Genomic DNA, 24,862 nt, shown 5'->3' on the forward strand with positions numbered 1-24,862 from the left:
CTACCTGCCTTTTTGAATAGGAAAAATGAGATCTTCTGAGATTGCGTAACATTGATATTTAATCGATAGTTCCCTGCTGTCAATTCCTGTAAATTTGCTAAATGCAGGTAGGATGATCTGATGCTCAGAGACTAAAAAACAGGGTAGGCGAAGTTGCCGCTTTGGTGGTATAACGATACTCACGCCAGGATGTAGGTGTCCGCTAATCCGGAAGGATGATGGATCGATTGCTTCGGAAGGATGATGTTTAAATTGTATTTGCTGTAGAGCAAAAACTTCGTCATGGTGTTGGATAGCAAATTGCTCGGTGATATTTTTCGATAGCCGATCATGATTTCCTTTGACCAGGTGGAGCTGGAGCCCAGTATATTTTTTTCTAAACTCTTCCAATAACAGAACTTCACGATTGATGCTTGCATGAACGAGATCACCGACGACAATAACTTGATCGGGTTTATAGTGATCTACTAATTCTTCAAGTCGTTTCAGATCGGCAATAGCTGTATCAGTGGGGATGGCAATGCCGTTTTTTCTGAAATGTGCAGCTTTGCCAAGATGGAGGTCTGATAGGATCAATGCTTTTTCTGCTTTCCAAAATATAGACCTGTGATTGTTAAGTGTTAATTGTTGTTTATTGAATGTGATTGTTTGTTCAAAAAGCTTCATCTTCTACGTTTCTTTTTTTGCGCGTTGGTCTTTTCCATTCGTTGAATACGTTCAATCAGTACCTCACTCGACAACGACTGCCGAAGACTGTCCACCTTAATGGGAAAGCTTAGTGGCGTATATTCTTCGACAAAGGTATAACGTATTTTGCTATTATTAATCCTATCGAATGCTTTTACTAAACGATATTCTTCCAATTGCTGATTGAATACTTCGCTAAAAGCTTGTTTGAGGAGTAAATTGTCGGGATCGTGTTCCATCAGTACCCGGAAAATAATTCCAGATGAAGCTTGTAAAGATTTGTTATTTTGCTGGGTGCCCGGATAGTTTTGGACAACCAATCCTGAAATTACAGCGATATCTCTAAATTTGCGGCTAGCCATTTCTGCGGAATTTATGCTGCTTATTACATCTTCCATTAGATTTTTACGGCTCAATACTTCTTCGAGCTGTGTTTGGGTCAGTTGAATTTCTTTATCGGAATAGAGCTCAAACCCATAATCATTCATGGCCATGGAAAAACTGATGGGATACAATTTGCTGATACGATAAGCGACGAGGGCAGCCATCACTTCATGTATTAGCCTGCCTTCCAAAGGATAGAAGAAGAGGTGATAACCTTCTCTGGTTTTGATATGCTCAACCAAGAATTCCGATTCGCTCGGTACTGCAGAAAGGGAGGATTGCTTTGCTATAAGGGGAGCTAGGAATTGCAGTTCTTTTTCGTTTGATGGGGGATTTTGGGATTCCGAGAGCTTTTTGCGAAGAAAGTGACTGAGATTGGACGAGAGCGGTAGTCTGCCGCCAAGCCAGCTTGGCGTTATGGCTTTTCCGGATGAATTTTTTACAAATACAGTCATGTCCTTAACCATAATAAGTTCTAAGATTCGTCCTGCGAGTATGAACCGTTCGCCTTTTTTGAGTTTGCTTATGAAGTATTCTTCGATCATTCCGATGTAGCCGCCCGAAAGAAATTTGACACGCATCATGGCATCGCCTACAATGGCACCGATATTCAGCCGATGCAGCAGAGCCAAACGACGGTTTTTGATAATCCAATTTCCCTCTTCATCCTGTATAACTTTGTGGAATTCTTCGTAGCGTTTACCGATTTTTCCGCCTGCGGTAATAAAATACATGCACCATTGCCATTCTTGCTCTTCCATATATCTAAAAGCATGGGTATTAGCGACAGTCGCATGCAGTTCTTCCGAACGAAATCCTCCGCCCAAGGCGATCGTTACCATGAATTGAACAAGCACATCAAAAGTCTGCACCATCGGATCGCGGTTTTCGATGGTTTGCGTTTTCACTGCATCTTTCAATGCTGCAACCTCAATAAGTTCCAGTGAATGTGTTGGAACGAAGTAGATGGTTGATGTTTCGAAAGGACTATGTCCACTTCTACCAGCACGTTGCATAAATCGGGCTACACCTTTGCTTGATCCAACTTGAATAACCGTATCCACAGGCTTGAAATCTACACCTAAATCCAATGAAGAGGTGGATACGACAGCCTTAAGTTTACCGCTGCTGAGATTCTCCTCGATCCATTCACGTATGTGCGCATCTATAGAGCTGTGGTGGAGGGCGATTTGTCCAGCAAAGTCGGGGTTAGCCTGTAAAAGGAGCTGGTACCACATTTCACTTTGGCTGCGTGTATTCGTGAAGAGAATCGTGCTTTTACTGTTGAGTATAATAGGAACGACTTGATCGGCGAGGTTTCCTCCTAAGTGACCTGCCCAGGGCAGTAGTTCCACTTTGCTGGGGTAAATTGGTTTGATTGCAATCCTCTTTTTTTCTTTGGCAACAATTTGAATGCGTTTTTTTTCTGTTGGTAATAGAACCTCCATCGCTTCGTTAAGATTGCCAATTGTTGCTGTAATACCCCAAACACGCATTGTTCTATATTGTGATTTGAGGAAAGCGAGAGCAAGTTCGACCATAACACCGCGTTTATTGCCCATAAGTTCATGCCATTCATCGACCGTGACACATTGGAGATTCTTAAAATACTTTTCGCGTTGTTTGTGCGCGAGTAGCAAATGAAAACTTTCTGGTGTAACGAGGAGGATATCAGGCATCGATCGTGTCTGTCTGGCTTTCACCTTGGCATCGGTATCCCCGTTGCGAACCTCGACTACCCAATCCAGTCCGATATCGTCTATGGCTTTTTGCATGGCACGGGCAAGATCTTTTGCTAAAGAGCGTAATGGAGTTATCCACAGTAGTTTTAACCCCTTTTGGTAGCGCTCTGGCTTATTTAGAAAATCTATCAATACCGCCATAAATAGCGAAAAAGTCTTTCCAAATCCTGTGGGAGCGATGACCAAACCACTGTAGCCCTGTGCGTATTTCTCCCAGGCCTTTGTCTGAAAGCTAAAGGGACTATTTCCTTGGGATTCAAAATAATTGTTTACAATTCGGAATCCCTCACTTTGTACTATTTTATCGCTCACTGTATGCTATCAAACTTTTATTGTATCAATTTTTTAACGTTATCCAATTCGTCGATTTCCGCAGCAGTTTTATCTTTTCGCCAGCGCAATATCCTCGGAAATCGCAATGCTACACCAGATTTGTGGCGTTTACTGTATCCTATTCCTTCAAAGGCAATCTCAAAAACAAGTTCGGGTTTAACCGTTCTCACCGGGCCAAACTTTTCGATTGAATTCTTTTTCACAAATCGGCTCACCTCAAGGATTTCCTTGTCGGTAAGTCCTGAATAAGCCTTGGCGATAGTGACTAAATGATCTCCATCTTTTACGGCAAAGGTATAATCTGTGTAATGAGCACTGCGGCGGCCGCTTCCTTTTTGCGCGTAAATGAGTACAGCATCGATGCTCATCGGATTTACTTTCCACTTCCACCAATCTCCTTTTTTGCGGCCTGCATGATAGGTGGAATCTATTCTTTTAAGCATAATTCCCTCACTGTTAATTTCGCGTGCTGCCGCCTGAATATGCTGGAGTGCTGTCCAGTCCTGAGCATGTATCAAGGGGGACAATTCTAAAATAGTATCCCGATTTTCGGCATGGAGTTTTTCTAGTAAAGAACGCCTATAGGCTAGAGGCTCATTGCGGAGATCGTTGCCATCGAGTTCCAATAGATCATAAAGGTAAACTGAAATAGGGACTTCGTCTCGAAGCGCTTTCGGAATCGTTTTGCGATTGATCCGTTTTTGAAGTTCGGAAAAGTTGAGTACCTGTCCGTCTTTGACAGCAAGAATTTCTCCATCCAGCACGAAATCTCCTTTCCACTGACCAAGTGCTGCCGTAATTTCCGGAAACTGGGCGGTGACGAGCTCTTCGCCACGAGACCAGATGTGGATATCTTCACTGCGTTTGATCAGCTGTCCGCGGATGCCATCCCATTTATATTCAGCTTGCCATGAGGTAATCTGTCCTAGCTGCTCAGGATCTTTTTCAACGGGATAAGCGAGGCAAAAAGGATAAGGTTTGGACAGTTTTGTATCACTATATGCACCGCGAACAAGCTTTTCGAACTCGACTTCATTCGGATTCCACTCGCCCATGATGCTATGTGCTACAGCACTGGCTTCGGTACCTGTATATTGCGCTATGGTATTGATAAGGCCTTTTGCGGAAACCCCCAAACGGAAGCTTCCGCCAAGAAGTTTGTTAAAAATAAAACGCTCGACTGTCGTCAATACATTCCAGGAATGTAGAACAAAAGTTTTCTTTTCCGTAACTGAGGCATGTTGCAGGGAGATAATTTCATCCATCCACTCGCTTAAGCTTTTTTCTATCAGTTGCGATGCAGGTGGTAAAAGTAAGGATAAGGTCTCAGACAAATCTCCTACAGCTGCGTAAGATTCGACAAATAACCATTCAGGAATTTCTGTTATTTCTAATGTCCAAGTCTTGAGGTCCTTTACTGCAATGCTACGTTTAGGTCTTTTTCCTGTCATCAGTGCTAAAAACCAAAGTTTGTCTTTTTCAGAGGCTCGATTGAAAAACTCCAAGATAGCTTCTTTTTTCAAGTTCGTCTTATTGCTGCTATCCAATGCATTGATTAAGTTCGCAAATTCTTTCATGGGCTATCTTAAGTCGTTTGGGGCTGAGGATCTTCTTCGTCACCGTACTGAGTCGTGACTTCTTCGGCTTCGATACCGATTTCATTGAGGTATTTGGCGAATGTTGCCGTCTGCCCGTGTGTGACATATACTTTTTCGGCCGCGCTTTCACGTACAGCTTGCAGTAAACCAGCCCAGTCGGCGTGGTCACTGATCGCAAATCCTGCATCAGCACTACGCCATCTTCGTGCACCTCGAATTTGCATCCATCCCGAACAGATCGCATAAGCCATATTAGGTATCTTCTGAAGGGTCTGGCTATCCAATAAGGCAGGGGGAAGCAATACAATCTGGTTGTCCAGTACTTTGACGCCATCCTTTAGATCTACAATTTGATAGGGCGGTAATCCTATCCCTTCTTGACGATAAGCTCCATTCAGTTTAGCAATACTATAATGCACAAATACTGGACCCATCTCATGGACTGCATTTAGAATGCGCTGCGATTTTCCGAGTGAATATCCTATAAATACAGACGTTTTTTTATTGCTCTGATTGTTTTTGATCCAGGACTGCAAGCGTTCATTTTGCGTAGCAACTGGTTCCCAACGATAAATGGGTAGACCAAAAGTGCTTTCTGTAATAAGTTCATGACACTTAATTGGTTCAAATGGCGTAGATAAGCCGTCGTCCTGTATTTTATAATCTCCTGTAAATACAACCACCTTCCCTTTATATTCGAGTCTGATCTGGGCGGAGCCAATGATGTGCCCCGCGGGATGCAAAGAAACACGTACACCATTAATCTGTATTGGTTCATTGTAAGCCAGTCCCTGAACTTGAATATCAGGCCCTATGCGGCTTCGAAGGATATTTACTGTAAAATGATGACAGAGGTATTTTTTCATTCCCCAATGAGCATGATCTGCATGACCATGGGAGATAACTGCCAGATCAACAGGTTTCCAAGGGTCAAGATAAAACTTGCCCGGAATACAGTATATACCTTTCGATGTAAAACGTATCATATAGCAATAAAACAGCCTTTGACACACTAAAGTTTTACTTATTTCATTCCTATAGATCTAGCTTTTGGGATTCCTCAATTCGATTAGTGGTATTCAGTTAAATTTTTTTAGATTTGTTAACCTTGATGCTAAGTTCAAATACACTATGATATTAATTGTTGATGATAATCCGGATAATATTTACTCGTTACAAAAGTTACTTGAATCCAAAAATTTTGAAGTTGATACCGCTCATTCTGGGGAGGAAGCTTTAAGGAAGATTTTAAAATATAATTATGCATTAATTATACTGGATGTTCAGATGCCGGATATGGATGGCTTTGAAGTGGCCGAAAATATTGCAGGGTTTAGCAAAACGAAAGAAACTCCGATAATATTTTTGTCGGCTGTAAATACGGATAAGCGTTTTATCACGAAAGGGTATAATTCGGGCGGTTTGGATTATGTAACCAAGCCTGTTGATCCTGATATTCTCCTGTTGAAAGTCAAGACATTCTATCGGTTATATGAACAGACGCAAGCACTTAAAGATGTTCAGCAAACGTTGGAACTGGAAGTGGAACGGCGAAAGCAGGCACAGAAAGAATTAAGTTCGAAAGTAGACTATTTGCATACACTTCTGGAGTCTCTGCCACAAATCGCTTTTACATGTAATCATGAGGGGACTATTGATTTTGTGAATGGCCGCTGGTTTCAGTTTTCTGATGATGCTGTAAAGTTTCCGCAGACATATCCTGGCGATCCATCTATTGAGAGGGAGGTTCATGCCAGTCTTCATTCGGGAAAACCACTCGAAATGGAGGTTCGTATTCAAAGGCGGGCTTGTGGTGAATATCTGTATCAACTTTTGCGTGTGTGGCCCATTTTAGAAAAAGGCGAAAGTAAATGGGTAGGAACATTTACAGATATTGACGCACAGAAAAAGGCAGAAAAGGAAAAAGATGAGTTTCTTAGTATCGCGAGCCACGAGTTGAAAACACCATTGACAAGCATAAAGGCATACATGCAATTACTGGATCGAAAGCTAAAATTGGATGAAGAGAGCGCCGAAGCAAAATATGTAACACGGGTGCAGGGGCAGGTAGATAAACTTAATAGCCTGATTTCTGACCTTTTGGACCTTTCAAAGATCGATAACGGGAAGTTGTTGATTAATAAAAAAGTATTTCCGCTTGAGCATATGGTGAAAAGTGCGATAGACTCCATTGTCCAGACGCATGACCAAAGCAATATGAAACTGCTAACGACAGGTGATGTTACAGATGTACAGATTTATGGTGATGAGATCCGCCTTGAACAGGTGCTGGTTAATTTTTTGACCAATGCTTACAAATATGCTGCTGGTACGGAAAAAGTAATTGTTGACTGTACTGTTATTGGTGATACCGTAAAAATCAGTGTAATTGATTTCGGAATAGGAATACCTGTGGAAAAGCAGGCCGATGTCTTTGAGAAATTTTACCGTGTAGAAGAAACGTCATTTGATTTTCAGGGACTAGGTATAGGACTTTATATCTGCGCTGAAATTATTCGTGCCCACCAAGGAACTATTTCTGTTGAAAGTTCGGGTGGACAAGGAGCTACATTTTCTTTTACTTTACCTGTAACTATACCCGAAGATGCCAAATACTAAGATGCTCAGTAATATAACTTGGGGAATAGGGTTTTCTTTGATTGTGCTGCTCATGAGTTCTACGGCTTCCTATATCGGAATTCAGGAACAAAACAGGCATCGTCGGGAGCTTGCCGTGACAAGAAAGATTATCAATATATCGAATAGCGCGCTTAATTCTTTGCAAGGAGCTGAAACTGGGAATCGAGGGTTTCTATTAACCGGAAAGGAGAGCTATCTAGAGCCTTTTAATAATGCATTAGCGAACTTACCTGCCGAATTAAAGGAAATGGATATGCTAACTCATCAGGACCCGGTACAAGGGGTTAAGGTGGATAGCTTTCTAACAGCAGCAAACTTGAGGTTGGAAATTTTAAAGGAATCGGTAGCTACCAAAAGAAAGGGTGGGGTGGTTAGCGTAGCGCAGTTGGATCGCAGTAAAATGGTGATGGACAGATGCCGTCAGATTATCGATGAAATTATTCAATATGAGGATGAGAATATTGACCGCAAATCGGCAAAAGTGGATAATTCCTCTTCAATTACGACATTATTTATTGTAATCAGTGCTTTACTTTCACTTATCATTACCAGTTATTTTTATGTTCGGTTACGGGTAGATTTCAAAAAGCGCCTGACGCTTGAAAAATCACTTCGGGAAAAAGATGAAGTAATTTCAAAACGTTTAAATTTAATCCAAAGGATTACTAATCGTATCGCATTTGGGGAATACGATGTAAGGGTGGAAGAGGTGGAGGATGACGATCTAGGAGCGATAGCGAAATCTGTTAATAGGATGTCTAAAGCGCTGCAGAAATCCTTTGGCCAACTTACGGATAATGACTGGCTGCATACGGGTTATGCTCAACTCTATATAGGACTAATGGGGAATAAAAACCAAGATGCTATTGCTGCGGACTCCATTAAAACCCTTGTGAGCTATATGGAAGCGGTTAGTGGTGCAATTTATATTTTTAATGAAGAGAGATTGATCTTAATGGGTACCTATGGACTGGATAGTCAGGTGCAAAAATCTTTTTTACCTGGCGAAGGCTATATCGGTCAGGTATATAGCGACCGGCAAACAAAGACACTAAATAATATTAATACGGCGGATTATGTAGTAAGTTTTGCTAACGGAAAAATTAATGTGCCATATATTCAATTCTTACCTTTATTGGTTGAGGATAAAGTGCTAGGAGTATTAGAAATAGGCCAAATGAACAATTTTACTGCGGTTGAACTGACATTTCTACATGAATGTGCCAGACAGATCAGCATTGCGCTGATGTCTGCCAAGGCACGTGCAAAGATTCAGACATTATTGGAAGAGACCCAAGTGCAATCTGAAGAGCTGTTGACACAACATGCGGAACTTGAGAGTTTAAATGCAGAACTGGAGGCCCAAACCCTACGTCTTCAATCTTCGGAAGAGGAATTGAAAGTTCAACAGGAGGAACTGATACAATCCAATCAAGAACTGGAAGAGCGTTCTCGATTGCTTGAAGATAAAAATCTAATGATTGCGGAACGCAATAAGGAAATCCAACTGAAGGCGGAGGAGCTGGCGATGAGCACGAAATATAAATCGGAATTTTTAGCCAATATGTCGCACGAACTCCGTACGCCGCTCAATTCAATCTTGCTACTTTCGCGGTTACTGTCAGAGAACGTCGATGAAAATCTGAATTCAGATCAGATTGAGTCTGCCAAAGTCATTCAGAGTTCGGGATCAAGCTTGTTAACACTTATTGATGAAATCTTAGACCTTTCTAAAATTGAATCCGGCAAGATGACTTTGGAATATACAACGTTGGATCTGAACGATATCTTATCAGATTTAGATAGTCTGTTTTTGCCAATTGTACAAGAAAAGGGATTGGTTTTCAAAACGAATATCAGCGATAAGGTGGCTACAAGATTTGAGGGGGATCGTCTTAGAATAGACCAAGTCCTTCGCAATTTGATTTCGAACGCAATAAAATTTACCAAGGAAGGTGAGATACGCCTGGATATTTACGAAGATTCCCAGGATAAGGATAAGTTGGTTTTTGCCGTTATTGATTCTGGTATCGGTATACCTCTTGATAAGCAAAAAGTCATTTTTGAAGCTTTTCAACAGGCAGATGGATCGACAAGAAGAAAGTATGGAGGTACAGGTTTAGGGCTGTCTATTAGCCGTGAGATTGCTCGTCTTTTGGGTGGAGAGATTCGGTTGGAGAGTGAGGAGGGGAAAGGCAGTACATTTTTGTTTGTTATTCCAACATATAAAATTGAGGTTAGTGAGGTACTGACAAAGGAAGAGCAGCTTGTTGATGAGATATCTTCAGAGGTGGAGGACGTCATTGAGCTAATTAAAGAAGATGGTTATGATCCATTAACAATTCCTATACCCGAGGAAATACCTGATGACCGGGATACGATTAAAGAGGGTGATAAGGTAATATTGATTGTTGAGGACGACGTTAATTTTGCTAAGGCCCTATTGAAGTACACACGCACACAAAAGTATAAGGGAGTGGTGGTGGTGCGTGGTGACCACGCTTTGCCGGCAGCATTAAAATACAAACCTGCTGCTGTTTTATTGGATATACAATTGCCCGTGATGGATGGATGGGCAGTGATGGATCGATTGAAGGGGAATAAGGAAATACGTCATATCCCCGTGCATATCATGTCCTCCCTAGCGGTAAAAAAAGAAAGTTTATTAAAAGGAGCGATTGATTTCATAAATAAGCCTGTTGCCTTAGAGCAAATGACAAACATATTTCAAAAGATTGAATTGGCTCTAAAGTCCTCGCCGAAGAAGGTACTTATTGTGGAGGAAAATCCCAAACATGCAAGTGCACTATCTTATTTTTTAAGTAATTTTAATATCTCCCTCGAAGTAAAAAATAACGTTGAAGACAGTATTACAGCTTTGCGAACGGCAGACGTTGATTGTGTAATTTTGGATATGGGGGTGCCAGATGAAATGGGGTACAATACCTTGGAGGCTATTAAGCAGCATGAAGGTCTTGAAAACTTACCTATCATCATCTTTACCGGAAAAAATCTGTCCAAGTCTGAGGAACTTAAGATAAAGAAATATGCAGATTCAGTTGTGGTGAAGACTGCACATTCCTATCAGCGTATTCTTGATGAAGTCGGATTGTTTTTGCATTTGATAGAGGTCAATAATGCAGATGATATAAAAAGGAAAAATAATGGATTAGGGTCATTAACCGATGTGTTGAAAGGAAAGAAGGTACTAGTAGCTGATGATGATGTTCGCAATATCTTTTCCTTGACCAAAGCTTTGGAGAAATTTCAGGTAAAGGTCCTTCCGGCCATGGATGGCAAAGAGGCCCTAGATGTCCTTGCTTCGGGGGAATCCGTCGATATCGTGCTGATGGATATGATGATGCCAGAGATGGATGGCTATGAGACAATCAAAAATATCCGTCAGGATTCCCAATACGTCGCACTACCAATTATTGCTGTTACGGCAAAGTCGATGATTGGTGATCGGGAGAAATGCATTCAGGCTGGTGCGTCTGATTATATTTCCAAACCGGTGGATATTGATCAATTGTTGTCTTTATTGCGTGTGTGGTTATATGAAAATTAAGGAAGGTTGGATATATGGATAAAAATAAAGTGATATTAATTGTAGACGACGATCAACGAAATATCTTTGCACTGCGTTTGACTCTAAAGGCCAAGGGATATCGGGTTTTGAGCAGTAATTCTGCTCTTGATGCGATCCGACTATTGGAAACTGAAGATCAGATTGACTTGGTTTTGTTGGATATGATGATGCCTGAGGTAGATGGTTATGAAGCAATCCAGTTAATTCGAAAGTTGAATTCCAATAGTCGGTTACCTATTATAGCTGTGACGGCACAAGCGATGAGTGGGGATAAAGAAAAATGTTTAAATGCTGGGGCGCAAGCTTATGTTTCGAAACCTATTGACGTTGATAAATTGGCGCTTGAAATTGAAAGATTGATTTAGATGTTGGGCTATAATATTATAAGAGACGATGAGGTCGATATCTTGCTTGAGGATATATACCGTCAATATGGCTATGATTTTTTGCAGTACAGTAGAGCTTCCATCAAGAGAAGAATCAATCGAATTATGACCAACGATCGATTGGCAAGCTTTGCTGAACTCAGATTTGCTTTGAAAGACAATGTCGAATTTCTACAACACTTCGTTGAAGAGATTACTGTAAATTTGACAGAGATGTTTCGGGACCCGCTGTTTTTTCGGGAACTTCGAGAAGAAATTCTTCCTCAATTGGGAACCTATCCTTTAATACGGATCTGGGTTGCTGGCTGCTCTACAGGTGAAGAGGCGTATTCTATGGCCATTTTGTTAAAAGAAGCTAATTTATATCATAAGTCATTGATTTATGCGACAGACATTAATCCTAGGGTTCTTGAAATTGCGCGTAATGGCGTTTACCCGTTGAGCTTGGTCAAGACTTTCTCCGAAAATTATATGGAATCAGGCGGGAAGCAGGATTTTTCGAACTATTATACTGCTAATTATGAGTGGGCAAAATTTGATGATGAATTGAAAAGAAAAATGATTATATCAACGCATAATTTGGTGTCGGATACTTCGTTTAACAGTTTTCAATTGATTTTGTGCCGCAATGTGTTGATTTATTTCAATAAGGAATTGCAGGAACGAGTTTTTAAATTGTTTGACTTGAGTCTTGAAAATTTAGGATATTTGGGTTTAGGTAGTAAAGAAACGATACGATTTTCTAGCATTCAGCATAACTTTACGGCTGTTGGGAATCAAAAAATTTGGAAAAAACTTTATACATTGTAGCCGTATACTTTTAGATATGATTTTCTGTTCAATATTAAACGTAGCGAGCAAAGTATTTTAACTATTTTATGAGTAAAACAAAAACTGTATTGATATTTGATGACGATACCATTATTTTGGAAGTCATAACTGTTGTATTAATTGATTTAGGGTTGAATGTTGAAGTTTCCGAAACTTCACATGACATTATCCCACGGGTCGAATCTTCTAAGCCAGATCTCATCTTGATGGACAATTGGATTCCCAATATAGGAGGTGTGGAAGCGACTAGATTGCTGAAAGCCGATGCTCGATTTAATCATATTCCCGTAATTTATGTTTCGGCCAACAACGATATTCAATCGCTGGCTGATCGTGCTGGAGCAGATGATTTTCTATCCAAACCATTTGATTTGGAAGATCTAGAAAATATTGTAAATAAATATATCACTTAACAAAATTGGTGTGCGTATCTGCTCGAAGAGTTTCGGAATGATCCCTTTTTTTGTACTCTCTAAAACTACAATAAAAAAAGCCTTTCAGAAATGAAAGGCTTTTTCTGCGGAGAGTGAGGGATTCGAACCCCCGAACCTGTGACAGTTAACGGTTTTCAAGACCGCCGCATTCGACCACTCTGCCAACTCTCCGCGACAAAAGTACGAATTTTTACTCTTCCACCAAATTTTATTTTATAAATCGAGCTTATTGAGCTTTTATAAGCTGAATATCAGCACTAAATTTTACTTCATCACTTACCATCACGCCACCCGTTTCCAGTGCAGCATTCCAACTAAGTCCAAATTCCGAACGTTTTATTTTACCTTCTACAATAAATCCAGCTTTGGTATTTCCCCAAGGATCTTTCTGTATACCTGCAAACTCTAAGTCGAATGATACGGGTTTAGTAACATCACGTATCGTCAGATTTCCTTTAATCTCATCATTTTCTAAACTCGTTGCTTCGAAAGTAATCTCAGGGTATTTTTCTACATCAAAGAACTCTGCGCTTTTTAGGTGGCCATCACGTTGTTCATTACGTGTGTTGATAGATGACGTATCAATAACCACTTTCGCAAGCGCATTTTTAAAATCTTCTCCCTCTGCATCAACATCTATTTTAAAAATGTCAAAGTTTCCTTTAACGTTTGTGATCATCATGTGTTTTACTTTGAATTCTATCTCGCTATGTGCGGCGTCTAATTCCCATTTTCCTTGTGCCATAATTTTATGTTTTTATTATTTGTTTAATAACACAAAGGTAACAGCTGTTTTATTCATTTTGTTTGACCTACATCAATAAAATAATCTTGTTGAAATGCAACTAGTTATTGAAAAACCACAAAAAAATAGAAGTGATATTTTGGAAATATGATGCAAATGTCTACTTTTGCATTACCGAAAGAAACGCGCCAATAGCTCAGCTGGATAGAGCATCGGTTTTCTAAACCGACGGTCTCAGGTTCGAATCCTGATTGGCGTACCAAAAGTGTTAAAGATCGGCCTTAATAACCTCATTAAGTCCGATTTTTCATTTTACCAGTGTTGTAACTAGTCAAATCGAGGCCCGTGTTAACGATCTAACGGCATTTTCTGGATCAAACCGAAAGTTTGGGGCTAAAGTTTGGATATCATCCGATTTAATATTTTTATAATTTTCAAAAATTCTATTTTGTAGCATATTTTCCGACAGCTATCAGCGATTACAGGTCAAAAATTGCGATAATTAAACCAACTTATAAGGACAGGTTTACTAAATGGCAATAATGGATCAATATGGACACATACTTCCTAACTTTATTTTGTAAATTGCAATATGATAGGTAGCTATATGGAAAGAAATTCAAAATGGAAATCCAGTATTTAATGATTAGAAGTTCCGGTTTCTTACCACTTTTGTGATAACAAGATGGATGCAGACGAATGTGCCGAAATTGTACGGAAAGGTATCAAACAGGCTACTACACATTCTTTAACAGCATTGCAAATCAACAAAGAAAGTTACCTGCAATTAGAGACCTAGCTATCATCACCGATTGGCATGGAATTCCCAAAGCGGTCACCAAGACCGTTAAAGTGGAGATTGTAAGGTTTAAAGATATGACAGATGAGTATGCTTTTATCGAAGGTGAAGGAGATTTATTGGAAAGAAGTATATTGGACTTATTATATGCGCGAATTGAGCAAGCATAATTTAAAGCCAACTATTGAAATGGAACGTGTCTGCGAGTACCTTGAGACGTTCTGGCAAAAGAAATAATTGGATTAGTAATAGTGATTACCCAAATTGACGGAGAGAGGTGTCGGCTGACTCTCCATATTAATAATTTGGGTTACAAAAAAGAGAGTTAATATGGAGGAGAGATTCAAAAAACAAATATGTGAGGTAGCTAAACTGATCCCACAGGGACGGGTGACGACCTATGGGGCGATTGCCAAGGCCTTAGGTTATCCCAATCATTCGCGGCATGTTGGCAAGGCAATGGGTGGATGTCCGGCCGATGTTCCGGCCCACCGAGTGATTTCAAGTGGTGGATTGTTAGCAGTGCCTGGATTTCAGGAACGTTTGGAAGCAGAGGGGCTTGTTGTGAAGAACTTTCGAGTCAAGGATTTTAAACAGTTGTTTTGGGATCCAATGAAGGAATTAATTGATTAATTTAAAGAAATGAAATACTGTGCTTTTCTACGTGGAGTCAATGTAAAAGGAACTAATATGAAAATGGCAGATGTTTGCCAGGTCTTTAAAAATGCAGGTGTGGCGGATGTAAGTTCGATACTCGCTTCTGGAAATATTATCTTCTCATCTGACCAGCCGGCAGAACTGCTGAAGCGCCTAATGGAAGAATGCATGTCGACACATTTTTTATATGACGCTTCTTTGTTTATCCGGTCAAAGGAAGAAGTGTGTTTACTGGAGAAAAATAATCCTTTCGATAAGCATGAGGATTTTAATGTATATGCATTTGTGGGACTAGATGGAGTCGAAACAATATTGATGGACGAATTCAACAATTCAATGCATTTGTCAGGGGAGAACGCTGAAATAGTCAACGCTATTTTTTATTGGCAAGTGCCCAAAGGAAATACCTTGGATTCTGCGTTTGGAAATGTGTTAGCGAAAAAGAATTTGAAAAATAAAATGACGAGCCGTAATATAAATACGTTTGGGAAGGTATTGAAAAAAATGGGCGAATCATAAAATGAGCCCATTTCTATTTGGGCTCTTTGTCTTTTCAATACTTTTCTCAGCACTGATTTATTGTTCTTGATCAATCTCAGCGGATTTAGCCCAGATGTTAATATGACCGTCTTTTGCATAGAGATCTATTTCTTGAATCTCCTCTTGACTAAAAGACAGATTTCTTAGCGCATCTACACAATCACTAACTTGCTGCGGTTTTGATGCACCGATCAGCGCCGATGTTACCTGTTTCTTACGTAGGACCCAAGCGATAGCCATCTGCGCCAGAGATTGTCCTCTACGCTGTGCGATAGCATGTAAAGAAAGGATATTTTTCTGATTCTCTTCGTTTAGGAATTTTTTCTGAAGTGATTTAGATTGCGAAGCGCGGCTGTCTTGAGGGACGTCATGCAAGTACTTGTCGGTGAGCATGCCCTGCGCCAGCGGGGAAAATACAATAGAGCCAATTCCTATCGACTCCAAGGTGTCAAGCAAGCCGTCAGTTTCTACCCATCTATTAAGCATGGAATAGCTGGGCTGGTGAATAATAAAGGGTGTCCCTAATGATTTAAGGATCGTATAAGCTTCCTTAGTCCTTTGCGAATTATAAGATGAAATACCTATATAAAGCGCTTTTCCGCTACGGACCAAATGATCCAGCGCCAACATGGTTTCTTCTAAGGGGGTATTGGGGTCGAAACGATGGGAATAGAAAATATCGACGTAGTCGATACCCAGTCTCTTAAGTGATTGCTCACAGCTTGAGATCAAATATTTACGGCTGCCCCATTCTCCATATGGCCCATTCCACATGTGATAACCTGCTTTTGATGAAATGATTATTTCGTCCCGTAAGCCGTGCAATTGTTCATTTAATATTTGTCCAAAGGCTTTTTCGGCACTTCCAGCAGGTGGTCCATAATTGTTTGCAAGATCGAAATGCGTAATGCCAAGGTCAAATGCCGTTGTACAGATATCTACTTTGGTTTGATGAGGCGTGTCGTCTCCGAAATTATGCCACATGCCTAAAGATATTGCGGGCAATAAAAGGCCGGATTGGCCGCAGCGGTTATAGATCATATTTTGGTATCTTTCTGGATTTGCTGTATACTGCATAGTTTTGATAAGTTTCCTATAAACTAAGATAAATTTTGGCTTATTTGCAAATTTTAATTGCAAGCTATGCTCGAAAATTTTTAGAGTGAGGAAATTTTAGGATAAATCTTGAACTATTTTTAGTGTAGTGCGAAATATAAAGAAAACTGTTCGAGTTTGGCTTTGGCAAAGCTAAATTTAATGTATTTTTATACACATTAAAAAATTGTTTTATGGAAGTGATAAGGAAAGTTCAGATCACACTATGGTTTGTCTTAATTACTGTAGTCAATTGTTATGCACAGTCAAAACACCTGCTTTTTAAGACCGAATTCGGTAATTTTAAAGCTGTGCTTTATGACTATACGCCTCATCATCGTGATTTGATGTTGCGTTCAATTCGAGATCATGTTTATCACGACGCTTTATTTAATCGGATTATCGAAAATTTTGTTGTTCAGGGTGGAGAGCATGATATAGATATTGCAAAACGTGAGGCTGCAGATCCTCTTCATCAACAACCACGACTGGCGGCAGAGTTCGACGATCGTGCTTTTCATAAAATGGGCGCACTTGGCGCCGGACGAGACGGCAATCCCGAAAAGGCGTCTTTTTTGAATCAGATCTATTTTGTTGTTGGGAAGAAAATTACAGCAACGGAACTAGATAATTTGGAATTAAAGAAAGGTATAAAATATACTGCTACACAAAGGAAAGAGTACCTAAACAACGGTGGGCAGCCAAGACTGGATCATGATTATACTGTTTTTGGTGAAATTTATGAAGGTTTTGAGGTAATTATGAAAATTAGCCGGCTAAAAACGGACAATCAAGATTATCCACTTCAAAAAGTGCCCTTCCAGATTGTTGAGATTAGTAAATAATCGTATAAACCCTTACTAGACGCTGCATGTAGCTATTCCAGCAAGGGTCCTTTTTTTTTAAGCTAAAAGGCAACTGTTTTAGGATTCGATCCAGAAAATCCCATTTCTGGCAATGATTGAATAGTTTTGATGTCGTCTTCTGTCAGCTCGAAACTGTCAATGGCTAAATTTCTCTTTATATTATCTGGATTGGTCGATTTCGGCAGGGGTAAGATTCCTTGAGACAGCGCAAATTTAATACAGATTTGCCCAACACTTGTATTTTTTTCTTTTGCCAGTTTAAGGAGTGTCTCATCGCGTAATATTCTTCCAGAACCAAGCGGCGACCAAGCCTGAACAAGAATGCCATTGGACTGACATAGCGCCACAGTATCCTTCTGAAGATAACCCGGATGAAATTCAATTTGATTCACGGCAGGTACTACTTTGGCTGTCTCCAATAATTTTTCAAGGTACTCTTTTGGGAAATTACTCACGCCAACGGCTTTTACCTTTCCCTGCTCATATAAATCTTCAAAGGCTCGCCATGTATCGGCATTGATTTTGGCCCAGTGCTCAAATTGTGTCTCGTTGGCAGGCCAGTGGATTAAGTAAAGGTCAACATAATCCATTTGTAGATCATTTAGCGATTTTTCGAAAGCTGCGGTCGTTTTGTCGTATCCGCGCTCGGTGTTCCAGAGCTTTGTGGTAACAAATAATGAATGGCGGTCGATTCCACTGTCTTTTATGGCCTTTCCAATACTCTTTTCATTTCCATAAATAGCTGCTGTGTCAATATGGGTATAGCCGGAGTGAAGTGCTTCTCTAACTGCCTGATAAGCTTCGTTTCCATCGGGAATTTGCCATGTTCCAAACCCAATGGATGGAATTTCAGTTCCATTGTTCAATTGAATTGATTTCATTGTCAGTTGTTTTTTGATTTGAGCTAAAATAGGGTTTCGGTTGATGCCTCTAGTCACTGAAATGTCAAGAGGAATACTTTTAAGCTAATGCGATAGTGTTTATTCGGTATAGCCAAAATATATTTATTTTGACAATTTTATTGTCAAAATGGGTCCGATTCCTCGTAAATTATGGCATTAATTCTTATCTTTAGGCGAATTTTTGAGAAATTCAGATTTTTCAATGAGTTCACATAGCATTAAAAATTAAACATATTTCTAATAGATTACTATGTCAAACAAATCAAAAATTGTTTGGACAAAAACAGATGAAGCTCCTTTATTGGCGACTTATTCGTTTTTGCCTATTGTTCAGGCGATTACAGCTACAGCTGGTATCGATGTTGAATTGAGGGATATCTCCTTAGCGGGCCGTATTCTTGCTAGCTTTCCAGAATTTTTAAAAGAAGATCAAAAAATTGGTGATGCGTTGGCCGAGTTAGGGCAGTTGGCAACAACTCCTGAGGCAAACATCATTAAATTACCAAATATCTCCGCTTCAATTCCTCAGTTGAAAGGTGCTATCGCTGAACTACAGCAAGCAGGGTACGCTGTTCCCAATTATCCGGATGAAGCCACAACAGAAGAGGAAAAATCAGCAAAAGCTAAATATGCGAAAGTATTAGGTTCTGCTGTGAATCCCGTATTACGGGAAGGAAACTCCGATCGTCGCGCGCCTAAAGCAGTTAAGAATTATGCAAAAGCAAATCCTCATAAAATGGGTGCTTGGGCGAAAGATTCCAAAACAAAGGTTGCTTCGATGACGTCAGGTGATTTCTATGGTTCCGAGCAATCTGTAACTGTTGAAAATGATGGTCAATTCAAAATAGAGTTTGTGGATGAACAAGGTGCAGTAACGGAATTAAAGGGGCTTTCACCATTAAAGGCTGGTGAGGTCATTGATTCTTCAACCTTGAGTTTAACGGCTTTGAAAGGGTTTGTAGTAGATGCTATCGCAGAAGCTAAGGCGGCAGGTGTATTGTTGTCTGCGCACCTAAAGGCGACAATGATGAAGGTTTCTGACCCGATTATATTTGGTGCTGTTGTAGAAACTTACTTTGCTGATGTTTTTGCGAAGTATGGTGACTTGTTTAAAGAGTTGGGTATCAACAAAAACAACGGATTAGGCGAAGTGTATGCTAAAATAGCTGGTCATGCAAAAGAGACTGAGGTTAAGGCTGCTATTGATGTTGCTATTAAAAACGGGCCTGCTTTAGCGATGGTAAATTCGGATAAAGGAATCACCAACTTCCATGTTCCTTCTGATGTCATTATTGACGCTTCTATGCCAGCGATGATCCGTATCGGTGGTAAAATGTGGAATAAAGATGGTCAAGAAGAAGATACAATTGCCATGGTTCCTGACCGCTGTTATGCCGGTGTTTATGAAGCAACTATTGAAGACTGTAAAGAGCATGGTGCATTGGACCCTAAAACAATGGGTTCTGTTCCCAATGTTGGTTTGATGGCGCAGAAAGCGGAGGAGTATGGGTCACATGACAAAACTTTCCAGGCTGCAGGAAACGGTGTCATCCGCGTAGTAAACGCTTCAGGTGATGTTTTCATGGAGCAAAAAGTGGAGGCAGGTGATATCTTCCGTATGTGTCAGACCAAAGATGCTCCGATTCAGGACTGGGTGAAATTGGCTGTAAATCGTGCACGTTTGTCGGAAACACCTGCTGTTTTCTGGTTGGATAAAAACCGTGCTCATGATAGAGAGATCATCAAAAAAGTAGAGAAATACATGCCTGATTTTGATACAACAGGTTTAGACATTCGCATTTTATCGCCTATTGAAGCAACGAAACTGACTTTGGAGCGTATCCGCAAGGGAGAAGATACGATTTCCGTAACCGGCAACGTATTACGTGATTATTTGACAGATTTATTCCCAATTTTGGAAGTTGGTACATCTGCTAAAATGTTATCTATTGTTCCGTTGATGAATGGCGGCGGTCTATTTGAAACAGGTGCTGGTGGTTCTGCTCCAAAACACGTGGAGCAATTTCTTCAAGAAGGTTACTTGCGCTGGGATTCATTAGGCGAATTCTTGGCACTAGGTGCTTCGTTGGAACACTTGTCTCAAACGCAAAGTAATCCGAAAGCGCTGGTATTGGCGGAGACTTTGGATGAAGCTACGGAGAAATTCTTGGCAAATGACAAATCTCCAGCCCGTAGGGTTGGCCAGATTGATAACCGGGGGTCGCATTTCTATTTGACGTTATACTGGGCTCAGGCTTTGGCAGCACAGACAAAAGATGCTGAATTGGCTGATAAATTCGCTTCCGTTGCGAAGGTTCTTACAGAAAATGAAGCTAATATCAATGAGGAGTTGATTGCTGCGCAAGGTAGTGCTCAGAACATCGGTGGGTATTATTTTCCGAACGATGAATTGGCAGCGCAAGCAATGCGTCCATCGGAAACATTGAATCAGGTTGTTGCTAACATATAAACGGTAGTTTTTTAAATAAATATAAAAGCCTGTATCAAACGATACGGGCTTTTATATTTACCTTCTATGAAACAAAATATCTGCTATTTTAGTGAATATTTGACACCGGTAAAGGTCATTTTAACAGGTATGATATGCCCGTTTTTGTCAAATTTCATTTCTTCAATACAAGTTACCCGCTCGTTAGCTCCCTCTTTGCCAAGCGGTCTTCGGTGATATACAATAAAATATTTTTCCTTGTTTGGTATTTTGATGACCGAGTGATGCCCGGCTCCAACCGCTACTTCGGGATCCCGCTCCAGTATCGTTCCTATCCGCTCAAAAGGGCCAAAAGGGGAGTCGGCGATGGCATAAGCGACTTTGTAGTCGGGGCCAGTCCATCCGCCTTCAGACCACATAAAATAATATTTCCCATCTTTCATAAACATAAATGGGCCTTCAACATAATCTTTAGGAGTGATTTCTTTATAAAGGCTGCCGTCTTCGAAAGGGAGCAAACCCGTGAAATCTGGTTTTAACTTAACCAAATTGCAGTGCTTCCAACCGCCATAATACATATAAAAAGTTCCATCTTTGTCTTTGAAAACAAACTGATCTATGGGTTGTGCACCATTGATAATGTCATTGATTAAGGGTTTACCTAAAAGATCAATGTAAGGGCCATCTGGCTTGTCGGCTACAGCTACTCCAATCCCGCCAATCTCTCCCTGATGAACATCGTTTGCTCCAAAAAATAAATAATATTTTCCTTTATTTTCCAATACTGCGGGTGCCCACATGGCTTTTTTTGCCCATTTTACGTTACTGTTATCCAGGATGCGGCTGTGCTTTGTCCAGGTAGCTAAATCTGAAGATGAAAAGGCATCGAAGAATATCTGTTCTTCATAAGGCGCCGAATAGGTTGGGAATATCCAATATTTATCCCCGTACACAATACCTTCAGGATCAGCGTAATTTCCAGTTATAACGGGATTCTTTTGAGCAAAAACTGTAGCGGATAAAAGTAGTGCTGTTGATGTTAAAATTGTTTTAATCATTGTATGGTTTTAAATTGATAATATACGGTATCCAATTGTTGGTGGCGTAGCAAAATGAATCAATTTTATGCTCATTTGTCTCACGAGCTATCTATTTGTTAAAATTTTGTTAAAACAAAGTTTTGCTTTCGATTGTTTCCGATTTATTTCACATATTTGTTTATGTCGTTTCCGAATGGCATAAATACTTTTCATAAAATAGGTTAATAATATGGCTAAGACACCCAAAGTTTCCCAGATTTTGGGTGTTTTTTATTCCCGCTCCAACCCAAATATCATCACTAGTTTACCGTTATAATACAAGTTTAGAGTCTGTTCTGCGATATCGAATTGAATTTGCTTTTGTTCGAATATTTGGAAGAACTCATTTTCTATATGTATGGTATTACACGAACGCATAGTACTTGCTAGGTGGGTAACGGTGATTTTATTGCCTTTAATGTCAAATCCGCCCCAAAAAATGTTACAGCCCGTCGTGCCGTCGATTGTACCATTCTTGGCATCGAATCCCAGGCTCGCCTTACTTGAGCTGACATCCTTTCCATTCAATTGAAGTAAATTCCATTTAAACCGAGCTAGAAAGGCCGCTACGCTGGGCAATTCATTTGTACGTTCTTTCGAAAGGATGTCAATTAAACTGTAATTGACAGTGTCAGTATCTCTTCGTTTCGTTTTCTTTACACGAACACGATAGCGGTAGCCTTCCTGATAATCAAAACCATGAATTGGTGTACTCAGATATTTCCATTTATTCGATTTTTCCGATTTTATTTGGAGGCATTTCATTTGCCCGAGCTTTGGCGCATACACATAGTTTTCTCCAACCTCCCAAATTCCGACTTCAGTATTTTCCATTAGTGATTTGGATATTATTTTTATCAAGCTATATCTCGGATGCGAATCGTTTTTGTGTTTGCGGACTAGGATATTGTATTCAAATTTTGGGTTATAATCAAACTTGAAAATTTTAGCATAGAATTTCTCCCAATCATTGCTATTATAGTATTTAACTAGATAAGGTGGAGCTTCCGAAAGGCCTGACTTCACTTTTAACCGAAAAGAAGAGCCTTGGGCTAGTAAATTATGGAATGGTAATAAGAGAACTAAAAAAATTAATAACAAATGGTGGATTGAGGACTTCTTCATAAACTGTAAAGTAAATATCAATAAAAACGTATCTTTAAACATGAATATTGCACGAGTGAAGGTATACCTACTGTTCCTTTTTTTTCTACTAAGTCTGCAGGTCTATAGCCAAAATAGGAAGGATTATTTTAAAACACAAATAGCCCTCGGAGAACTGACCGATCCACAATTGAAAGAAGTATCTGGCATTACAGCGGCGGCTAGTTCAGGTAATTTTTGGGTACATAATGATAGTGGCGATGGGGCACATATTTATTTAATTAGTCGTGAAGCCCAGCTATTAAAAAAGATTACGCTTGAAGGGGTGTCCGTGGTTGACTGTGAGGATATCGATCGGGTAAAGATTGGCGACACCTATTTCCTTGTCCTTGCGGATATCGGTAATAATCTCAGAAAAAGGACCTGGGTATGTCTTTACGTGTTTCCGGAGCCTCAGGCGGAAGATCCTGAACTTATTCCCAAAAAGTCAATTCGTGTAATTTATCTAAAATTTCCCAATCACCAACACTTGGATGCCGAATCGGTAATGATAGATCCCATAGACAAAATGTTGTATTTGATATCTAAACGTGAATTCCGATCGACTGTTTATAGTGCTCCAGTATTTAGCAATCCTAAACAGCAATATTTTACTTTAGATAAAGTTGTCGAATTACCCTTAACTTTTGCAACAGGGGCTGCTATAGATCCGACAGGGACTAAAGTACTTGTAAAGAACATTACACATATATTTTACTGGCAGAGGCACGCTAGGGAATCTTGGGAGCAGGTGTTTAAGCGAAGGCCCACTATTTTACCTTATCAGGTGGAACCGCAGGGAGAAGCAATCACATTTGACAGCATGGGAAGCGGATTTTACACGATAAGTGAACGCCCATTCGGTTTAAAGTCCTATCTTTATTTTTTTGAAAAAACGCTATAATTTATGATAAACACTGTATCTATTTCTGCAAATTCAAATGATCGATTTCGTATCGCCGATGTCGCTAAAAATTGGTTTTTCCGTGAGAGAAGGGGCGCTCCGGTGCTCACGGTCCTCATTCTTTTTTTTTGTTCCTTTACGTTATGTTATGCCGCCAAAGTTGATACCCTATCTGTTCCAAGCCATTCCATGAACAAAGGGATTAAGACTGTGGTCATTCTTCCTCAAAATTATTCTAAAGAAATCAATTACCCAGTGCTGTATTTGTTGCATGGATATTCAGGCAATTATAGTAATTGGATTAAGAACTCGAGTGTGGGTGCATTAGTAGATCAATATGGTTATGTGGTGGTCTGTCCTGACGGTGGTTTTGGAAGCTGGTATTGGGATATGCCGAACGACAAGAATTATCAATATGAAACTTTCGTGTCTAAGGAGTTGGTTGAGTACATAGATCAACATTATTCGACGATTAAAACCCGGGATGGAAGGGCAATAACAGGGCTGAGTATGGGCGGACATGGTGCTTTGTCATTAGCGATTAAGCATCAGGATATATATGGTGCAGCAGGCAGCACAGCCGGCGGAGTAGATTTTAGGCCTTTTCCGATGAACTGGGAAATTAAAGACCGTATTGGGAATTATGCCGATGTACCACAAGAATGGGATAGCCGTGTGGTTATCAATATGGTTCCAAAATTGGTTAATAATAAGCTTCGTTTAATGATAGATTGTGGTAAGGAAGATTTTTTCTATGCTGTGAATGTTGCACTGCACGATAAATTGATGTACCATAATATAAATCATACTTTTGTTACAAGCGAAGGTGGGCATAATTGGGAGTACTGGTCTCGGTCCATAGTGTATCAGATGGCTTTTTTCAAAGGGTATTTTGGTGAATCGGAAAAAAATAAGAATAAAAAATAATAAATATTTGGCTTAAATGAATAAATTACTATTTTTGCTAAACAGAGACCTTAACTAACAAATTATAAACTTATTATTAAGCCTTACGAATTGTAAGGCTTTTTTATTATTTTCAGCAAAATTTTTGATTTT

The 24,862-nt window shown here is 39.9% G+C and carries 21 protein-coding genes, 2 tRNA genes and 1 pseudogene; 13 read left to right on the forward strand and 11 right to left on the reverse strand.

Annotation, left to right across the window (positions count from 1 at the left end; genetic code table 11):
- Genes pdeM through B3E00_RS00705 form a run of 4 tightly spaced genes read right to left on the reverse strand, consistent with a single transcriptional unit; the run spans position 1 to position 5,730 of the window.
- Positions 1-666 (reverse strand): ligase-associated DNA damage response endonuclease PdeM, encoded by a 666-nt coding sequence (gene pdeM, locus B3E00_RS00690; protein ID WP_293936272.1) that lies wholly within the window; start codon positions 664-666, stop codon positions 1-3.
- Entirely contained in the window at positions 663-3,125 is a 2,463-nt protein-coding gene (locus B3E00_RS00695) for a ligase-associated DNA damage response DEXH box helicase (RefSeq protein WP_293936274.1), read from the reverse strand. The genes pdeM and B3E00_RS00695 overlap by 4 nt, the downstream gene beginning before the upstream one ends.
- A gap of 17 nt (positions 3,126-3,142) precedes the next feature.
- A complete protein-coding gene (locus tag B3E00_RS00700; protein WP_293881353.1) occupies positions 3,143-4,723 on the reverse strand; it encodes an ATP-dependent DNA ligase in 1,581 nt (526 codons plus the stop codon).
- 8 nt (positions 4,724-4,731) lie between these two features.
- A complete protein-coding gene (locus B3E00_RS00705) occupies positions 4,732-5,730 on the reverse strand; it encodes a ligase-associated DNA damage response exonuclease (protein WP_293936276.1) in 999 nt (332 codons plus the stop codon).
- A 145-nt stretch (positions 5,731-5,875) separates the two neighbouring features.
- Between B3E00_RS00705 and B3E00_RS00710 the strand changes: the two genes are divergently transcribed.
- The 5 genes from B3E00_RS00710 (at position 5,876) to B3E00_RS00730 (ending at position 12,603) form a co-directional block, all read left to right on the forward strand.
- Positions 5,876-7,363 (forward strand): ATP-binding protein, encoded by a 1,488-nt coding sequence (locus B3E00_RS00710; protein ID WP_293936278.1) that lies wholly within the window; start codon positions 5,876-5,878, stop codon positions 7,361-7,363.
- Positions 7,350-10,952 (forward strand): response regulator, encoded by a 3,603-nt coding sequence (locus tag B3E00_RS00715; protein ID WP_293936281.1) that lies wholly within the window; start codon positions 7,350-7,352, stop codon positions 10,950-10,952. The genes B3E00_RS00710 and B3E00_RS00715 overlap by 14 nt, the downstream gene beginning before the upstream one ends.
- Positions 10,953-10,966: 14 nt before the next feature.
- Complete coding sequence (locus B3E00_RS00720; RefSeq protein ID WP_293881361.1) at positions 10,967-11,338, forward strand: response regulator; 372 nt, start codon at positions 10,967-10,969, stop codon at positions 11,336-11,338.
- Positions 11,339-12,169 (forward strand): CheR family methyltransferase, encoded by an 831-nt coding sequence (locus B3E00_RS00725; RefSeq protein WP_293881363.1) that lies wholly within the window; start codon positions 11,339-11,341, stop codon positions 12,167-12,169.
- A 68-nt stretch (positions 12,170-12,237) separates the two neighbouring features.
- Entirely contained in the window at positions 12,238-12,603 is a 366-nt protein-coding gene (locus B3E00_RS00730) for a response regulator (protein WP_293881365.1), read from the forward strand.
- Positions 12,604-12,710: 107 nt separating this feature from the next.
- Here the strand turns inward: B3E00_RS00730 and B3E00_RS00735 are convergent.
- Both B3E00_RS00735 and B3E00_RS00740 read right to left on the reverse strand, forming a co-directional pair.
- Positions 12,711-12,795, reverse strand: a tRNA-Ser gene (locus B3E00_RS00735).
- Positions 12,796-12,850: 55 nt separating this feature from the next.
- A complete protein-coding gene (locus B3E00_RS00740; RefSeq protein ID WP_293936283.1) occupies positions 12,851-13,369 on the reverse strand; it encodes a YceI family protein in 519 nt (172 codons plus the stop codon).
- A gap of 185 nt (positions 13,370-13,554) precedes the next feature.
- Here B3E00_RS00740 and B3E00_RS00745 point away from each other — a divergent pair.
- The 4 genes from B3E00_RS00745 (at position 13,555) to B3E00_RS00760 (ending at position 15,344) form a co-directional block, all read left to right on the forward strand.
- Positions 13,555-13,631: transfer RNA gene (locus tag B3E00_RS00745), tRNA-Arg, on the forward strand.
- Between the two features lie 437 nt (positions 13,632-14,068).
- Positions 14,069-14,338, forward strand: a complete 270-nt coding sequence (locus B3E00_RS00750) for an ASCH domain-containing protein (RefSeq protein WP_293936286.1) — start codon at positions 14,069-14,071, stop codon at positions 14,336-14,338.
- A 160-nt stretch (positions 14,339-14,498) separates the two neighbouring features.
- Entirely contained in the window at positions 14,499-14,801 is a 303-nt protein-coding gene (locus tag B3E00_RS00755; protein ID WP_293881371.1) for an MGMT family protein, read from the forward strand.
- Positions 14,802-14,810: 9 nt separating this feature from the next.
- Positions 14,811-15,344, forward strand: a complete 534-nt coding sequence (locus tag B3E00_RS00760; protein WP_209579944.1) for a DUF1697 domain-containing protein — start codon at positions 14,811-14,813, stop codon at positions 15,342-15,344.
- Positions 15,345-15,401: 57 nt separating this feature from the next.
- Here the strand turns inward: B3E00_RS00760 and mgrA are convergent, their stop codons facing one another.
- Positions 15,402-16,442: an L-glyceraldehyde 3-phosphate reductase gene (gene mgrA, locus B3E00_RS00765; protein ID WP_293936289.1), complete on the reverse strand. Its 1,041-nt coding sequence runs from the start codon at positions 16,440-16,442 to the stop codon at positions 15,402-15,404.
- A gap of 212 nt (positions 16,443-16,654) precedes the next feature.
- Between mgrA and B3E00_RS00770 the strand changes: the two genes are divergently transcribed.
- Positions 16,655-17,305 carry a peptidylprolyl isomerase gene (locus B3E00_RS00770; protein WP_209579950.1) on the forward strand — a complete coding sequence of 217 codons (651 nt, stop codon included), beginning with the start codon at positions 16,655-16,657 and terminating at the stop codon, positions 17,303-17,305.
- Positions 17,306-17,367: 62 nt separating this feature from the next.
- On the opposite strand, the gene B3E00_RS00775 is transcribed toward B3E00_RS00770, so the two are convergent.
- Positions 17,368-18,207, reverse strand: a complete 840-nt coding sequence (locus B3E00_RS00775; protein ID WP_293936291.1) for an aldo/keto reductase — start codon at positions 18,205-18,207, stop codon at positions 17,368-17,370.
- Between the two features lie 271 nt (positions 18,208-18,478).
- Between B3E00_RS00775 and B3E00_RS00780 the strand changes: the two genes are divergently transcribed.
- The gene (locus B3E00_RS00780) at positions 18,479-20,698 is read left to right on the forward strand and encodes an NADP-dependent isocitrate dehydrogenase (protein WP_293936293.1); all 2,220 of its coding nucleotides are present in this window, start codon (positions 18,479-18,481) and stop codon (positions 20,696-20,698) included.
- A gap of 83 nt (positions 20,699-20,781) precedes the next feature.
- Here the strand turns inward: B3E00_RS00780 and B3E00_RS00785 are convergent, their stop codons facing one another.
- The 3 genes and pseudogenes from B3E00_RS00785 to B3E00_RS22210 all read right to left on the reverse strand — a co-directional run.
- The gene (locus B3E00_RS00785) at positions 20,782-21,735 is read right to left on the reverse strand and encodes a glycoside hydrolase family 43 protein (RefSeq protein WP_293936295.1); all 954 of its coding nucleotides are present in this window, start codon (positions 21,733-21,735) and stop codon (positions 20,782-20,784) included.
- 252 nt (positions 21,736-21,987) lie between these two features.
- Positions 21,988-22,590, reverse strand: coding sequence for an META domain-containing protein (locus B3E00_RS00790; RefSeq protein WP_293936297.1), 603 nt, complete (start codon positions 22,588-22,590; stop codon positions 21,988-21,990).
- Positions 22,591-22,608: 18 nt separating this feature from the next.
- Positions 22,609-22,923: pseudogene (locus B3E00_RS22210) on the reverse strand (DUF4377 domain-containing protein); the annotation flags it as partial.
- Here B3E00_RS22210 and B3E00_RS00795 point away from each other — a divergent pair.
- Complete coding sequence (locus tag B3E00_RS00795) at positions 22,922-23,803, forward strand: hypothetical protein (protein WP_293936299.1); 882 nt, start codon at positions 22,922-22,924, stop codon at positions 23,801-23,803. The pseudogene B3E00_RS22210 and the gene B3E00_RS00795 overlap by 2 nt on opposite strands.
- 3 nt (positions 23,804-23,806) lie before the next feature.
- Positions 23,807-24,730 (forward strand): alpha/beta hydrolase, encoded by a 924-nt coding sequence (locus B3E00_RS00800; RefSeq protein WP_293936301.1) that lies wholly within the window; start codon positions 23,807-23,809, stop codon positions 24,728-24,730.
- Positions 24,731-24,862 lie beyond the last annotated feature (132 nt).

The organism is Sphingobacterium sp. UBA5996 (assembly GCF_002429765.1).
Lineage (GTDB): Bacteria > Bacteroidota > Bacteroidia > Sphingobacteriales > Sphingobacteriaceae > Sphingobacterium.